This is a genomic window from Roseobacter sp. AzwK-3b, assembly GCF_000170875.1.
Lineage (GTDB): Bacteria > Pseudomonadota > Alphaproteobacteria > Rhodobacterales > Rhodobacteraceae > Roseovarius > Roseovarius litoreus.
In genome coordinates, this window is the sequence record NZ_ABCR01000001.1 from 802,201 (window position 1) to 815,415 (window position 13,215).

Sequence of the window (13,215 nt, forward strand, 5' to 3'; positions counted from 1 at the left end):
AGCGGAACGGGTTTTTGGGACAGGGTGTGGTTGCTCATGTGGCGCGCCGGATGCTCGGTGGATGAGGGCTTGCTGTCTGTAATGGTTAACAGATCGGGCAAAATCGCGCCGAGTTTAGGGCAAAGTCACGGAGTGTCCCCGAACCCGCCTCCACGTGACGAAAAAGCCACCGACCCGCTGGGGTCGATGGCTGCTTCACTGTCCGGTAATCTGTGGTTGGCTCAGTTGGCCAGAGCGCTTTTCGCCTGATCCACGATCGCGCCGAACGCGGCGGGCTCACGGACGGCCAGATCGGCCAGAACCTTGCGGTCCACTTCAACGCCGGCTTTGGCCAGACCGTTGATGAAGCGCGAATAGGTCAGGCCCTCATCATGGGCGCGCACCGCAGCGTTGATCCGCTGGATCCACAGCGCGCGGAAATTGCGCTTGCGGTTCTTGCGGTCGCGCGTGGCGTATTGGTTGGCCTTGTCGACGGCCTGACGGGCCACCTTGAAGGTATTCTTGCGACGGCCGTAATAGCCTTTGGCGGCCTTGACGACTTTCTTGTGACGGGCGTGGGTGACGGTTCCACCTTTGACGCGTGACATCTATAGGTTCTCCTTCGGCCTTAACGGGAATAGGGCATCATTGGCCGGACGATCTTGGCGTCGGCCTCTGACATGACCGTGGTGCCACGGGCATCGCGGATGAACTTCTTGGTGCGCTTGATCATGCCATGGCGCTTGCCCGCTTGCGCGGTCTTGATCTTGCCAGTGGCTGTCACCTTGAACCGCTTCTTGCAGCTCGACTTGGTCTTCATCTTGGGCATTTCCGGCTCCTCTTTCGGTCGGTTGAACGCGCGACTCGGCATGCCACATTGGCCGGACGCGCACAGACAGGCGCGCCGTATACGCCACGTCCTGCTGTTTCGCAAGGGGGGTGCCCTTATTTCTCAGGCAAGATACCTGCCCACGACCTTTATGAACGTGTCGGGCACGTCATGGATCGTATATCCGCCGGGCTTGGTCGTGATGGCCCAGACCACCATGGCGCCGCCTGCAATCAGGGTAATTGCCGCGACGCGCGGTGCATGCCCGTCAGACAGCGCCGCGACCATGGACGGGATCGACAGAACGATAAGAACAAGCCCCAGTATTAATGCCAGATCGGGATCCATCGAACCCTCCAAACCAATAACTGCAATAAACTTGTTACAACTTATCCCGGATCGGTCGAATAAATCAAACTTTCCTGACAGGGGGCGACGCGCAGGATGTTGGTGGTTCCCGGCACGTTGAAGGGCACGCCCGCCGTCACCACGATCTGATCCAGCGCCTCGGCATAGCCCTGCTCCCGTGCGGCGCGCGCGGCATTCAGAACCGCCTGCTTGAAGCGTTCCAGCTCGCCGGTCATCACGCAATTCACCCCCCAGCTCAGCGCCAGCCGCCGCGCGGTGCCGCGCAGATTGGTCAGCGCGATGATCGGCACTCGGGGCCGCTCGCGTGCCACCAGCAGCGCCGTCGTGCCCGATTGGGTAAAGCAGCAGATCGCCTTGATATCGGTGGTTTCGGCGATTTCGCGGGCGGCGGCGACGATGCCGTCGGCCACGCTTTCGCGCTTGGCCCGGCGCGACGCCTCGATGATTTCCGTGTAGGTCGGATCATCCTCGACTTCGCGGGCCACGTTGTCCATCGTGGTCACCGCCTCGATCGGATAGTCGCCCGCCGCCGATTCCGCCGAGAGCATGATCGCATCTGCCCCCTCATAGATCGCGGTGGCCACGTCGCTGACTTCGGCGCGGGTGGGCATCGGGCTTTCGATCATCGATTCCAGCATCTGCGTCGCCACGATCACCGGCTTGGCGGCGGCGCGGCACTTGCGGACCAGACGTTTCTGGATCGGCGGCACGTTCTGCACCGGCAGCTCCACCCCCAGATCGCCGCGCGCCACCATGATCCCGTCCGATGCCGCAAGGATCGCATCGAACCGTTCCACCGCCGCGGGCTTCTCGATCTTGCTGAGGATCGCGGCCCGACCCGCGGCCAGCTCGCGCGCCTCGGTCACATCTTCCGCGCGCTGCACGAAACTCAGCGCCAGCCAGTCCACGCCAAGATCGCAGACGAATTCCAGATCCTTGCGGTCCTTCTCGGACAGCGCCGCCACCGGCAGCACCACATCGGGCACATTCACCCCCTTGCGGTTCGAGATCGTGCCGCCGATCACCACCTCGGTCCGGGCGAAATCCTTGCCGCATTCTGTCACTTTCAGGCGGATCTTGCCGTCATTGACCAGCAGGCTCGCCCCCGGCTCCAGCGCCGCGAAAATCTCGGGATGGGGCAGGCAGACGCGGCTGGCATCGCCCTCGGCCTCGTCCAGATCAAGCCGGAACTCGGCGCCTTCCTCCAATTCCTCTTCGCCATTGGCAAAGACCCCGACCCGCAGCTTGGGGCCCTGAAGATCGGCCAGAATGGCGATCGGGCTGTCCAGATCGGTCTCGATCTGGCGGATGATGCGGTGCCGCTCGGCGATATCCTCGTGGCTGCCATGGCTCATGTTCAGGCGGAACACGTCGGCCCCGGCTTCGTGCAGCGCGCGGATCATCTCGTAATCCGACGAGGCGGGGCCAAGCGTGGCGACGATCTTGACGTTTCTGTGGCGTCTCATCCGGTGTCTTTCCTGTATGTTCTGGCCCGGTTTCGACGTCCGGACGCGTCATGTCAATGGGGCTATCGCGATCGGGGAAGGCCTGCCGCAACGCATGTTAACGCTAACAGCCCGCGTCACGGTTATTACCTATTTCACTTCACCTTTCAACTGTCCTAGACGGTGATGAAAGGACATGACACCCCGATGACATACCACCCCTTTTTCATCGAAGGCGCAGATCGCCCCTCCCGTTGGCTGATCACCTGCGATCATGCCGCCAATACCGTGCCGCCCTTCGTCAATGGCGGCTGCCTTGGTCTGGGGGCCGCAGATATGGCGCGCCACATCGCCTATGACGTGGGCGCCGCCGGTGTCGCGCGCGAACTGGGGGCACAGCTTGATGCGCCGGTGATCCTGTCGAATTTCTCGCGCCTCGTGATCGACCCCAACCGGGGCGAGGATGACCCCACCCTCCTGATGAAGCTCTATGACGGCACGATCATTCCCGGCAACCGCCATGCCGGACATGATGAGCTGACCCTACGCCTGAACCGCTGTTACCGGCCTTACCATACCGCGCTGGCCGAACTGGCGGCGCGGCGGCCCGATACGGTGCTGATTTCGGTCCACAGCTTTACCCGCCAATTGCAGGGAAGACCGCCGCGGCCCTGGCAAGTTGGTGTGCTCTATGCCGCCGATGAACGCCTGTCGCGCCCGCTCATTGCCCGGCTGCGCGAGGAACAGGATCTCTGCGTGGGCGAGAACGAACCTTACGGCGGGCATCTGCCCGGCGACGCCATCGCGCGCCATGCCATCGCCTATCAGCGCCCCAATGTCCTCTTGGAGCTGCGCAATGACCTGATCGAACAGCACGACGATCAGATCGCATGGGCGCGCCGCCTTGCCCCGATCCTGAACGAGGCCGCCGACCGCGCCGGGATCTGACCGCCGCGTGCCGCAAAGACCGGCTTGCGCGAAGCGCCCTTGCCGGGCCTAATGTTGCGCTGAAAGGATCCGCCCATGCCCCATGTCATCGTCGAACATTCCGCCGGATTGCAGGACAGCCACAATTTGCAGGCGCTCTGCGACGATCTGTTTGAACGTCTTGCCGCCCATCCATCGGTCAATGGCCCCGAAACGGTGCGCACCCGCACCATCGCCGCCACCGCATCGCGCATTGGCGTTGTGCCGCAAGCCTTTGCTCATGCCACATTGCTGCTGATCCCCGGTCGTGATGACGCCACGCGCGACGATCTGGCGGGGATCGTCATGGATACCTTGCAGGCGCATCTGCCCGATGCCGGAAGCCTGACAGTGCGCCTCACCGACTTGAACCCGCCCTATCTCAAGCGCATGTTGTAACATTAAAGCGTTTCGCGAAAATCTGTGAGCCAGGTTTTCGCGAAACGCTTTAAACAGGAGGATACCCATGGACGATCAGACCCGTATCGAGCTTGAAGCCGCCGCTTTCCGCACCCTGCGCGAGCATCTCATGGACAAGCGCGCCGACGTGCAGAACATCGATATGATGAACCTTGCAGGCTTTTGCCGCAACTGCCTGTCGCGCTGGTATCAGGAAGCCGCCAACGCCCGTGGCATCGACATGTCCAAGGACGAGGCGCGCGAGGTTTTCTACGGCATGCCTTATGACGAGTGGAAAGCCACCCATCAGACCGAAGCCAGCCCCGATCAGCAGGCGGCATTCACCAAATCCTTCGCCGAGAATGTGGGCGACAAGGGCTGACCCTGCGCCTTCGCCTCAGGGGCGCTGGTTTTGGAAATAGCTCTGCGGCTCCACAAAGGATTCGCGGAAATAATCATGCACCAACGCCAGCGGCCCGGTGATATCCGTCCCGCGCCTATAGGCCAGACCCACATCCATCGACGGGATGTCATGCGTCGTCGCGGCGGTGCCGATGCGTTTTCCCTCAAGTGACCAGGGCCGATAGACCATGTCCGACAGGATCGTGACCCCCTGTCCATTGGCCACCATCGACCGCACCGCCTCGACCGACGCGGTGCGCAGCTTGACCTTGGGTTGATAATTGGTGTCCGACCAGTATTTCATCGTGGTATGGGCCGCCTCATCGACGGTCAGCATGATGTAATCCTGCTCGGCGATCTCGGCGAAACTGGCCTTTCCCGCCCGGTGAAACGCATGGTTCGCCGGCACCCAAAGACGCCGTGTGGATTTCAAAAGCGTCTCGGTCTCGATCTCGGGATTGGTCAGATTGGACGTCAGCACCACCGCCATGTCGAACCGGTTCGACAGCAACCCCTCTTCGATGCTTTCGCGGTTCAATTCGCTCAGCCGGATCTTGATGCCCGGATAGAGATGCGCCAGCCGGTCCAGATGATAGGGAAGGAAATACCCGATCACCGTATAGGTCGCCGCGATCGAGATGACGCCTTCCGCCGTCGACCGGCGCTGCGTCAGGTTCTTGGCCTCGTCCAGCCGCGCAAGGATATCCTGCGCCGAGGCCAGAAATTCGCGCCCCGCATCGGTCATTTCCATCCCTTGCGCCGAGCGTAGAAACAGATCCGCGCCCAGTTCCGTCTCGAGGTCGCGGATCGCTGTGGTGATCGCCGATTGCGAGATCGACAGCGCCGTTGCCGCACGGCTGACCTGTCCCGATTCTGCGGTCGCGACGAAATACTTGAGATGCCGGAAATTCATCAAAGGCCCAGGGTCTCCGCTTCGATCTGATGAATATCAGAATAGCAAGTATCGAAAAAAAAGATAATAGTATTCACAAACCGCTGAATCTTTGACCATATATGGGAAATTCAAAAGGTTAGACCGGGTCTTTTATCCCGGTATGTTCTGAAATTCAGATATGGGCCGAACAAATATTGGAAATTTACAAGACGCGGCCCGCATTGTCATCCTGTCGCCACCAGCAGACGAGGACCAGGACGATGAAAACAGAAGTCGATCTGAACTGTGACATGGGCGAAGGGTTTGGCCAGTGGGTCCTGGGCGAGGCCCCGGACGAGGATCTCATGGCGCTCATCAGCTCGGCCAATATCGCGGCGGGCTTCCATGCGGGCGATCCCAATTCCATGGACCGTGTGGTGAAGCTGGCCCAGCAATATGGCGTCGGGCTGGGCGCACATCCCGGATACCGCGATCTGCAGGGCTTCGGGCGGCGCTATATCCGCACCAGCGCCGAGGAACTGGTCAACGACATCGTCTACCAGATCGGCGCGATCCGCGAATTCGGCCGCCGCTATGGCATCGCCTTGCAGCACGTCAAGCCGCATGGCGCCCTCTACATGGAAGCCGCCGTCAACGAAGAGCTGTCGCAGCTGATGGTCGATACCCTGCAGAAGACCAGCAGCGACGCGATCATCTTCTGCATGGGCATTTCCAAGACCTACGAGGCGGCCAAGCGCCTTGGGCATCCCGTGGTGCGCGAATTCTACGCCGACCGCGATTACGACGATACCGGCTCGATCGTGTTCAAGCGTCAGGTGGCCCGCCCCGATCCCGAGCAGATCGCCGCGAAATGCCTGCGCGCCTGCCAGGAAGGCGTCGTCCGGACCGTCGATGGCAACGACATCCCGATCGAGTTCGAATCGATCTGTTTTCATTCCGACACGCCGGGTGCGCTTGAGATCGGGCGCGCCATCCGCAGCACGCTCACCGATAACGGCATCACCATCGCCGCCGCCGCAACCGTGCTCGAACGCGCAAGCTGAGACGATTTACCGTCAGGAGAACCAACATGGCAGATATCCAATCCCCCCTTCCCGGAACCTTCTATCACCGCCCCTCCCCCGAGGATGACCCCTACAAGTCCAAGGGCGATGCCGTTGCCGTCGGCGACGTGATTGGGCTGGTCGAGGTGATGAAAACCTTCATCGAGGTGAAATCCGAAATCGCCGGCACCTTCGCCGGTTATGCCGCCGACAACGAAGCGCCGGTGACCGCCGGGCAGGTTCTGGCGACGCTGGACGACTGAGCATGGCCATATCGCGCCTTCTGATCGCCAATCGCGGCGAAATCGCGGTCCGGATCATCCGGGCCGCCCGCGAGCTTGGCATCCACACCATTCAGGCCCATTCCGAGGCTGACGCCGACATGCTGGCGGTCCGGCTGGCCGATGAAGCGGTGTGCATCGGACCGGCGGCAGCCAAGAACTCCTATCTCGACGTGGCCCGTGTCGTCGAAGCGGCCCGGCAGACCGGCGCCGATGCCGTGCATCCCGGCTATGGGTTCCTGTCGGAAAGCCCCCGTTTCGCCCGTGCCCTGGAAGAGGCCGGGATCACCTATGTCGGCCCCTCCGCCGACACGATCGAACGGATGGGCGACAAGGTCGCCGCGCGACAGGCCGCCGAAGCCGCGGGAACGCCGGTCGTGCCCGGCTCGAAGGGTCGCATCGAAACGCTGGACGATGCCGTCGCCACCGCCGCCGAAGTGGGCTACCCGGTGATGATCAAGGCCGCCGCCGGTGGGGGCGGGCGTGGCATCCGCATCGCCGCCAACGAGGACGAGCTGCGCAAGCTCGCCCCCCAGGCCCAGTCCGAAGCACAGGCCGCCTTTGGCGACGGCGGGCTCTATCTGGAACGCGCGCTGCGCGATCCGCGCCATATCGAGGTGCAGATCCTCGGCGACGGCACCCGCGCCGTGCATTGCTTCGAGCGCGAATGCTCGATCCAGCGCCGCCGCCAGAAAGTCTGGGAAGAGGCCGGCGCCGTCTGTCTGGACGAGCCCACCCGGCAGCAGCTTTGCACCTCAGCGGTCGCCATGGCCGAGGCGGTGAGCTACAAGGGCGCAGGCACGCTGGAGTTTCTCTACGAAGAGGCCAGCAATCAGTTCTTCTTCATCGAGATGAACACCCGCATCCAGGTCGAACATCCCGTGACCGAAATGGTCACCGGCATCGACCTCGTGCAGGAAATGATCCGCATCGCCGGCGGCGAGCCGCTGCGCCTCACGCAAGACCAGATCGCCGTCACCGGCCATGCGATCGAAGTGCGCATCAACGCCGAAGACCCGCATCTGCAATTCATGCCCTTCCCCGGCACCGTGGGCGCCATGCGCCTGCCCGAGGGCGAGGGCATTCGCATGGATCACTTTCTCTACGAGGGCTATCAGATCCCGCCCTTTTACGACTCGCTCATCGGCAAGCTGATCGCGCATGGCTCGGACCGGGCCGAAGCGATCTCCCGCCTGCGCACCGCACTGCAGAGCTTGTCGATCGACGGTCTCAAGACGACAATCCCCCTGCATCTGGCGCTGGCGGACGACCCGCAGGTTCAGGCGGGCACGGTCCATACCCAATGGCTGGAACCGTGGCTGGATGCCGGAAATCTGACCCCCGCAGCAACAGGAGGTGCTTCGTGAAGACACGTTACACATATGGTGGAGACGAGCATGTCTACGTGGAAATGGACGAGGAAATGTCGCTCGAGGCGTTCTTCAAATCCCTCTCCATGTCCAATGCCGTCCGAGAGGCCGACATCCCCGGCGTGACCGAAATCTGCCCGGCCAACGCATCCTTTCAGGTCCGCTACAATCCCGACGTGACCCCGCCCGAACAGATGCTGTCCCGGATCAAGGATCTCGAACACATGGCCGACAAGGCCGAAAAGCGGATGACCACCCGGATCATCGAAGTCCCGGTCTATTATCAGGATCCCTGGACCCACGAGACCCTGATGCGCTTCCGCGAACGCCATCAGGATCCCTCGGGAAGCGATCTCGATTACGCCGCCCGGATCAACGGCTATGACAGCGTCGAGGCTTTCATCGAGGCGCATCATTCCCAGCCGTGGTTCGTGTCGATGGTGGGCTTCGTGTCGGGCCTGCCCTTCCTGTATCAGCTGGTCGAACGCGACCGTCAGATCCAGGTCCCCAAATATCTGCGCCCCCGCACCGACACGCCCAAGCAGACGGTCGGCTATGGCGGCAGCTTCTCATGCGTCTATTCGGTGCGCGGGGCAGGCGGCTACCAGATGTTCGGCATCACGCCGATGACCATCTATGACCCGCGACAGCATGTGTCCTATCTGAGCGACTTCATGGTGTTCTTCAAACCCGGTGACATCGTCAAATGGAACCCCATCGACCGCGCCGAATACGACCGCATCCTTGCCGCGGTCGAAGCGAACACCTGGACGCCGCGCATCGCCGAGGTCGAGTTCGATCTCGACGAGTTCAACAAGGACATGGTCGGCTACAACGCCAAGCTGATGGAGGCTCTCAATGACGCTTAAGATTGTCAAATCAGGTCTGGCCACCACCATTCAGGATCTCGGTCGTCCCGGCTATTTCCATCTCGGCATCCCCGAAGGCGGTGCGATGGACCGGCTGGCGCTGCGCGCGGCAAACATGCTTGTCGGCAACCCCGAGGATGCCGCGGGCCTCGAGGCTGTGTTCATGGGCCCCGAGATCGAATTTACCCGCGACGCCAGCATCGCCATCACCGGCGCCGAACTCCCCGTGATGATCGACGGCGAGCCGCGTGAAACCTGGACCGCAATCACCGTCAAGGCCGGTCAGGTGCTCAGCTTCGGGTTCCTGCAGGCCGGCGCGCGCGCCTATATCGCGGTCTCGGGCGGCATCGCCACCGAACCGGATCTTGGCAGCCGCTCCACCTATCCGATCGGCGCGTTGGGTGGCGTCGGTGGTCGTGCCGTGCAACCCGGTGACGAGCTGCCCGTGGGCGACGCGCCGCTGGTGGCCGAAGGCCGCAGCGTGCCCATGGAGCTGCGCCGCGGTCCCGGCAATCCTGCCGAGCTTCGCGTGCTCACCGGCCTCTACTGGTACCGCCTGACCGAAGAGGCCGGCCGCAGCTTCTTCGACGACACTTGGACCGTCGCCGCCGAGGCCGACCGCATGGGCTACCGATTCAAGGGCGGGCGCCCGCTTGATTTCGTCGATCGCGAACCGCCCTTCGGTGCCGGTGCCGATCCGTCGAATATCGTCGACGGGTGCTATTCCTACGGCTCCATTCAGGTGCCCGGCGGCACCGAACCCATCGTGCTGCACCGCGACGCCGTGTCGGGCGGGGGCTATTTCACCCTTGGGGCTGTAATCTCGGCGGATATGGACCTGATCGGGCAGCTTCAGCCAAACACGCAGGTCAAGTTCGTAAATGTCGACATGGAAACGGCACTGGCCGCGCGCGCCAAGCGCAAGGCCACCATCGCCAAAATCCGGCAAGAGCTGAGCTAACCGCTTGCGGACGGGCCGGGCGCGCCTCGCTGCGCCCGCCCGCATCACCTCTCAGGACACCAGCTATTCCAGTCTTGACCAGCATAAAATCCCCGACCACGTGGCGGGCACAGCGTGCGCTCTGTTAACGCCGGTGGATACCGCGCCGCGCACCGACGCGATACCGACGTTATACCGACGTGATACCGAACAGGATTTTCCAGTAAAATCGGGGTGCTAACCCCGATTCGCCTTAGACCGCCGTTTTCAGGCTTTCATCAAGGTAAATTTCCCGCAGCCGCCGCGCGACCGGCCCCGGCGCACCGTCGCCAAGCGTCTGCCCGTCGATCTCCACCACCGGCATCACAAAGGCGCTGGCCGACGTGATGAAGCCCTCATCCGCCGCCTTGGCCTCGTCGATGGTGAAGGGGCGTTCCTCGACCTCCATCTGGGCCTCGCGGGCAAAGCGCAGAACAGCGGCGCGGGTGATCCCGTGCAGGATGTCGTTCGACAGCTGGCGGGTGATGATCTTGTTGCCCTTGACGATATAGGCATTGTTCGACGTGCCCTCGGTCACGTGGCCATCCTCGATCATCCAGGCATCGTCACAGCCGGCCTTCTTGGCCATCATCTTGCCCATCGACGGATACAGAAGCTGCACCGTCTTGATGTCGCGCCGACCCCAGCGAAGATCGTCTATGCTTATGATTTTCAAACCCTTTCCGGCCTGCGGGCTATTCGCCAGACCTGGCTTGGACTGTGTGAACAGCACCAGCGTCGGCTCGGTCGTCTCAGGGTCAGGAAAGACGAAATCGCGGTCGCCATCGCTGCCGCGCGTCACCTGCAGATAGACCAGACCATCCTCGATCTCGTTGACCCGCACCAACTCGCGGTGGATCTCCAGCAGGTCGTCGAACGCGGCGGGCTTCTTCATGTCCAATTCATTCAGCGACCGCTCCAACCGCGTCAGATGTCCCGCGAAGTCAATCAGCTTGCCGCCCAGAACGCTGGTCACCTCATAGACCCCGTCAGCCATCAGAAAGGCCCGGTCGAAGATCGAGATCTTCGCTTCGGTCTCAGGCAGGTAGTCGCCATTCACGTATACGGTGCGCATGTCTTTATCCCCACAATGCGGCCTCGGGCGGATGCACCCCGGCCTCGTCGAATGTCAAAGCGTTGTCGCGGTCTTCGGCCAACAGAAGCGGCCCGTCAAGGTCTGTCACTATCGCCCCCTGCGCCACCAGCACGCCCGGGGCCATCGCCAGCGAACTGCCGATCATGCAGCCGACCATCACCTTGTACCCCTGCGCCAAGGCCGCATCGCGCAGCGCCAGCGCCTCGGTCAGACCGCCGGTCTTGTCCAGCTTGATATTCACCACGTCGTATTTGCCCGCCAATCCCGGCAAGCTGTTGCGATCATGGCAGGATTCGTCGGCACAGACGGGCAAGGGGCGGTCGATCCCGCGCAGCGCCTCGTCCTGTCCTGCGGGCAGGGGCTGTTCCACAAGGCTCACCCCAAGCCGGACCAGATGCGGCGCCAGATCGGCATAGACCTCGGTGCTCCAGCCTTCATTGGCATCCACGATGATTTGCGCCTTCGGGGCGCCCGCGCGCACCGCCTCGACCCGCAGCATGTCGTCGGGCGTGCCCAGCTTGATCTTGAGAAGCGGGCGATGCGCATGTTTCGCAGCCTCGGCCTGCATCTTTTCCGGCGTGTCCAGCGACAGCGTATAGGCGGTGATCTCGGGTCCGGGCGCGCTCAGCCCCGCCAGCTCCCAGACCCGTTTGCCACTGCGTTTCGCCTCCAGATCCCACAGGGCGCAGTCCACCGCATTGCGCGCGGCACCGGCGGGCAGAAGCCCCTGCAATTCCTGGCGATCAAACCGCGCGGGCAGGCCTTCGATCTGCGCAGTGACGCTGTCCAGCGTCTCGTCATAGCGGGCATAGGGCACGCATTCTCCCCAGCCGGTGATGCCGTCGTCGGTGATCCGGACCGTCAGCACCTTCGCCTCGCTGCGCGAGCCTCGGCTTATGGTGAAGACCTGCGCCAGACGGAACGTGTCGCGGGTGACCGAAATCTCCACGGCCCTCTCCTTTTCTGCTGGCAATTGATGTGTCGCGGGGGCCATCACCGGTCCCCGCTCGACGCGATCAGATCACAGCGCGGCCAGCGCGTCCACCAGCTTGCCCGAACCGAAACGATAAGGGTCGGTCGCAGGAAGACCCATCCGGGTCTCGACCTCGGCCAGATAGGCCTTGGCCGCGTCCTCGGTCATGTGCTGGGTGTTGATCGACATGCCCACAACCTGACAGGCGGGATTGGCGATGCGCGCCAGCGGCAGCGCCGTGTCGCGCAGATCCTCCAGTGAGGGCGGGGTGTATTCAGGCAGACCGCGCATTTGGCTGCGGGTCGGCTCGTGGCACAGAATCAGCGCATCGGGCTGGCCACCGTGAATAAGCGCGAGCGTGACGCCCGAGAAAGACACATGAAACAGGCTGCCCTGACCTTCGATCAGATCCCAGTGATCCTCGTCGTTGTCGGGCGTCAGCCATTCGATCGACCCGGCCATGAAATCCGCGATGACCGCATCCAGCGGCACGCCATCGCCGGTGATCAGGATGCCGGTCTGGCCCGTGGCGCGAAACGTGGCTTTCAAGCCCCGCTCGTGCATGTCACGTTCCATCGCCATTGCGGTATACATTTTCCCGACCGAGCAATCGGTGCCCACGGCCAGACAGCGCTTGCCGCGACGCTTCTTGCCGTCCGCGATGGGGTAATTCACTTCCGGCACGCGCACGTCGTGCAGGCTGCGACCGGTCGCCTCGGCCACCGCCACCAGATCGGGTTCGTTGCGCAGCAGATTGTGCAGACCCGCCGCCAGATCGAAACCTTCCTCGAGCGCGGTCACCAGAACCTTCTTCCATTCCTTCGAAATCACGCCGCCCCGATTGGCCACGCCGATCACAAGCGTCTTGGCGCCCGCGGCCTTGGCCTCGGCCAGTGTCATGTCGGTCAGGCCCAGATCAGCGCCGCACCCCTCGAGGCGGAGCTGACCCACGGCATTTTCAGGGCGCCAGTCGCGGATGCCGATAGCCACCTTCGCGGCCAGCATATCGGGCGCATCGCCCAAAAACAGCAGGTAAGGGGTCTGGATCATGGCAGCTCCTTTCGGGAATCGAGTTTGGCGAAGTTTCCTATCCTCTCGCTGCGATGTCATGCGATAGTCTCGGCATCAGACGGGATTTTGTGCAAGATCGTTCGGAAATTTCATATATTGATCGAAGAATGTTCCAAAAGCATTTGGCCTGCCGACAATGCCCAACCCGGATGCCTTTGGTGCGCAACTCGCAAGCGCAGCATTCTTGCTGCACCTGCAGAATCGTGTTGCGATGCCCTGCGCAATTTAATACCGATCGGGCGATATGAA

General features: G+C 62.5%; 16 protein-coding genes. 8 read left to right on the plus strand and 8 right to left on the minus strand.

The genetic code is table 11. The annotated features are described in order from the left end of the window. Positions 1-221: 221 nt before the first annotated feature. The 4 genes from rplT to pyk all read right to left on the minus strand — a co-directional run bounded on the left by rplT (position 222) and on the right by pyk (position 2,643). Positions 222-587, minus strand: a complete 366-nt coding sequence (gene rplT, locus RAZWK3B_RS03665; RefSeq protein WP_007812299.1) for a 50S ribosomal protein L20 — start codon at positions 585-587, stop codon at positions 222-224. Between the two features lie 20 nt (positions 588-607). Next, positions 608-808, minus strand: a complete 201-nt coding sequence (rpmI, locus tag RAZWK3B_RS03670; RefSeq protein ID WP_007812300.1) for a 50S ribosomal protein L35 — start codon at positions 806-808, stop codon at positions 608-610. Between the two features lie 123 nt (positions 809-931). Then, positions 932-1,156: a hypothetical protein gene (locus RAZWK3B_RS03675; protein WP_007812301.1), complete on the minus strand. Its 225-nt coding sequence runs from the start codon at positions 1,154-1,156 to the stop codon at positions 932-934. 41 nt (positions 1,157-1,197) lie between these two features. Continuing rightward, positions 1,198-2,643, minus strand: coding sequence for a pyruvate kinase (pyk, locus tag RAZWK3B_RS03680; RefSeq protein WP_007812302.1), 1,446 nt, complete (start codon positions 2,641-2,643; stop codon positions 1,198-1,200). Between the two features lie 186 nt (positions 2,644-2,829). On the opposite strand from pyk, the gene RAZWK3B_RS03685 reads away from it, so the two are divergent. From RAZWK3B_RS03685 to RAZWK3B_RS03695, 3 genes are all read left to right on the plus strand, one after another. Then, positions 2,830-3,570, plus strand: coding sequence for an N-formylglutamate amidohydrolase (locus tag RAZWK3B_RS03685; protein ID WP_007812304.1), 741 nt, complete (start codon positions 2,830-2,832; stop codon positions 3,568-3,570). A 75-nt stretch (positions 3,571-3,645) separates the two neighbouring features. Continuing rightward, positions 3,646-3,987: a tautomerase family protein gene (locus RAZWK3B_RS03690; protein ID WP_007812305.1), complete on the plus strand. Its 342-nt coding sequence runs from the start codon at positions 3,646-3,648 to the stop codon at positions 3,985-3,987. 67 nt (positions 3,988-4,054) lie between these two features. After that, positions 4,055-4,369 (plus strand): DUF1244 domain-containing protein, encoded by a 315-nt coding sequence (locus RAZWK3B_RS03695; protein ID WP_007812307.1) that lies wholly within the window; start codon positions 4,055-4,057, stop codon positions 4,367-4,369. Positions 4,370-4,384: 15 nt separating this feature from the next. Here RAZWK3B_RS03695 and RAZWK3B_RS03700 read toward each other — a convergent pair whose 3' ends face one another. Further along, positions 4,385-5,302 carry a LysR family transcriptional regulator gene (locus RAZWK3B_RS03700; protein WP_007812309.1) on the minus strand — a complete coding sequence of 306 codons (918 nt, stop codon included), beginning with the start codon at positions 5,300-5,302 and terminating at the stop codon, positions 4,385-4,387. A 242-nt stretch (positions 5,303-5,544) separates the two neighbouring features. On the opposite strand from RAZWK3B_RS03700, the gene RAZWK3B_RS03705 reads away from it, so the two are divergent. Genes RAZWK3B_RS03705 through RAZWK3B_RS03725 form a run of 5 tightly spaced genes read left to right on the plus strand, consistent with a single transcriptional unit; the run spans position 5,545 to position 9,808 of the window. Further along, positions 5,545-6,327, plus strand: coding sequence for a 5-oxoprolinase subunit PxpA (locus RAZWK3B_RS03705; protein WP_007812311.1), 783 nt, complete (start codon positions 5,545-5,547; stop codon positions 6,325-6,327). A gap of 26 nt (positions 6,328-6,353) precedes the next feature. Continuing rightward, positions 6,354-6,590, plus strand: a complete 237-nt coding sequence (locus RAZWK3B_RS03710) for an acetyl-CoA carboxylase (RefSeq protein ID WP_007812313.1) — start codon at positions 6,354-6,356, stop codon at positions 6,588-6,590. A gap of 2 nt (positions 6,591-6,592) precedes the next feature. Continuing rightward, entirely contained in the window at positions 6,593-7,975 is a 1,383-nt protein-coding gene (locus RAZWK3B_RS03715; RefSeq protein WP_007812315.1) for an acetyl-CoA carboxylase biotin carboxylase subunit, read from the plus strand. Beyond that, positions 7,972-8,847: a 5-oxoprolinase subunit B family protein gene (locus RAZWK3B_RS03720; RefSeq protein WP_007812318.1), complete on the plus strand. Its 876-nt coding sequence runs from the start codon at positions 7,972-7,974 to the stop codon at positions 8,845-8,847. Before RAZWK3B_RS03715 ends, RAZWK3B_RS03720 begins: the two co-directional genes overlap by 4 nt. Then, positions 8,837-9,808: a 5-oxoprolinase subunit C family protein gene (locus tag RAZWK3B_RS03725; RefSeq protein ID WP_007812320.1), complete on the plus strand. Its 972-nt coding sequence runs from the start codon at positions 8,837-8,839 to the stop codon at positions 9,806-9,808. The genes RAZWK3B_RS03720 and RAZWK3B_RS03725 overlap by 11 nt, the downstream gene beginning before the upstream one ends. 232 nt (positions 9,809-10,040) lie before the next feature. Here RAZWK3B_RS03725 and RAZWK3B_RS03730 read toward each other — a convergent pair whose 3' ends face one another. The 3 genes from RAZWK3B_RS03730 to dgcN form a co-directional block, all read right to left on the minus strand. Next, on the minus strand, positions 10,041-10,901 hold the full coding sequence (locus RAZWK3B_RS03730; protein WP_007812322.1) for a D-amino-acid transaminase: 861 nt from the start codon (positions 10,899-10,901) through the stop codon (positions 10,041-10,043). Positions 10,902-10,905: 4 nt separating this feature from the next. After that, positions 10,906-11,871 carry an N-acetyl-D-Glu racemase DgcA gene (gene dgcA, locus RAZWK3B_RS03735; RefSeq protein WP_007812324.1) on the minus strand — a complete coding sequence of 322 codons (966 nt, stop codon included), beginning with the start codon at positions 11,869-11,871 and terminating at the stop codon, positions 10,906-10,908. Positions 11,872-11,943: 72 nt separating this feature from the next. After that, positions 11,944-12,945: an N-acetyltransferase DgcN gene (dgcN, locus tag RAZWK3B_RS03740; protein WP_007812325.1), complete on the minus strand. Its 1,002-nt coding sequence runs from the start codon at positions 12,943-12,945 to the stop codon at positions 11,944-11,946. Between the last annotated feature and the right edge of the window lie 270 nt (positions 12,946-13,215).

What these genes read in the sequence shown, in the direction of transcription:
- rplT (WP_007812299.1), bottom strand. Translation starts at nt 587, where the DNA reads ATGTCACGCGTCAAAGGTGGAACCGTCACCCACGCCCGTCACAAGAAA.
- rpmI (WP_007812300.1), bottom strand. Translation starts at nt 808, where the DNA reads ATGCCCAAGATGAAGACCAAGTCGAGCTGCAAGAAGCGGTTCAAGGTG.
- RAZWK3B_RS03675 (WP_007812301.1), bottom strand. Translation starts at nt 1,156, where the DNA reads ATGGATCCCGATCTGGCATTAATACTGGGGCTTGTTCTTATCGTTCTG.
- pyk (WP_007812302.1), bottom strand. Translation starts at nt 2,643, where the DNA reads ATGAGACGCCACAGAAACGTCAAGATCGTCGCCACGCTTGGCCCCGCC.
- RAZWK3B_RS03685 (WP_007812304.1), top strand. Translation starts at nt 2,830, where the DNA reads ATGACATACCACCCCTTTTTCATCGAAGGCGCAGATCGCCCCTCCCGT.
- RAZWK3B_RS03690 (WP_007812305.1), top strand. Translation starts at nt 3,646, where the DNA reads ATGCCCCATGTCATCGTCGAACATTCCGCCGGATTGCAGGACAGCCAC.
- RAZWK3B_RS03695 (WP_007812307.1), top strand. Translation starts at nt 4,055, where the DNA reads ATGGACGATCAGACCCGTATCGAGCTTGAAGCCGCCGCTTTCCGCACC.
- RAZWK3B_RS03700 (WP_007812309.1), bottom strand. Translation starts at nt 5,302, where the DNA reads ATGAATTTCCGGCATCTCAAGTATTTCGTCGCGACCGCAGAATCGGGA.
- RAZWK3B_RS03705 (WP_007812311.1), top strand. Translation starts at nt 5,545, where the DNA reads ATGAAAACAGAAGTCGATCTGAACTGTGACATGGGCGAAGGGTTTGGC.
- RAZWK3B_RS03710 (WP_007812313.1), top strand. Translation starts at nt 6,354, where the DNA reads ATGGCAGATATCCAATCCCCCCTTCCCGGAACCTTCTATCACCGCCCC.
- RAZWK3B_RS03715 (WP_007812315.1), top strand. Translation starts at nt 6,593, where the DNA reads ATGGCCATATCGCGCCTTCTGATCGCCAATCGCGGCGAAATCGCGGTC.
- RAZWK3B_RS03725 (WP_007812320.1), top strand. Translation starts at nt 8,837, where the DNA reads ATGACGCTTAAGATTGTCAAATCAGGTCTGGCCACCACCATTCAGGAT.
- RAZWK3B_RS03730 (WP_007812322.1), bottom strand. Translation starts at nt 10,901, where the DNA reads ATGCGCACCGTATACGTGAATGGCGACTACCTGCCTGAGACCGAAGCG.
- dgcN (WP_007812325.1), bottom strand. Translation starts at nt 12,945, where the DNA reads ATGATCCAGACCCCTTACCTGCTGTTTTTGGGCGATGCGCCCGATATG.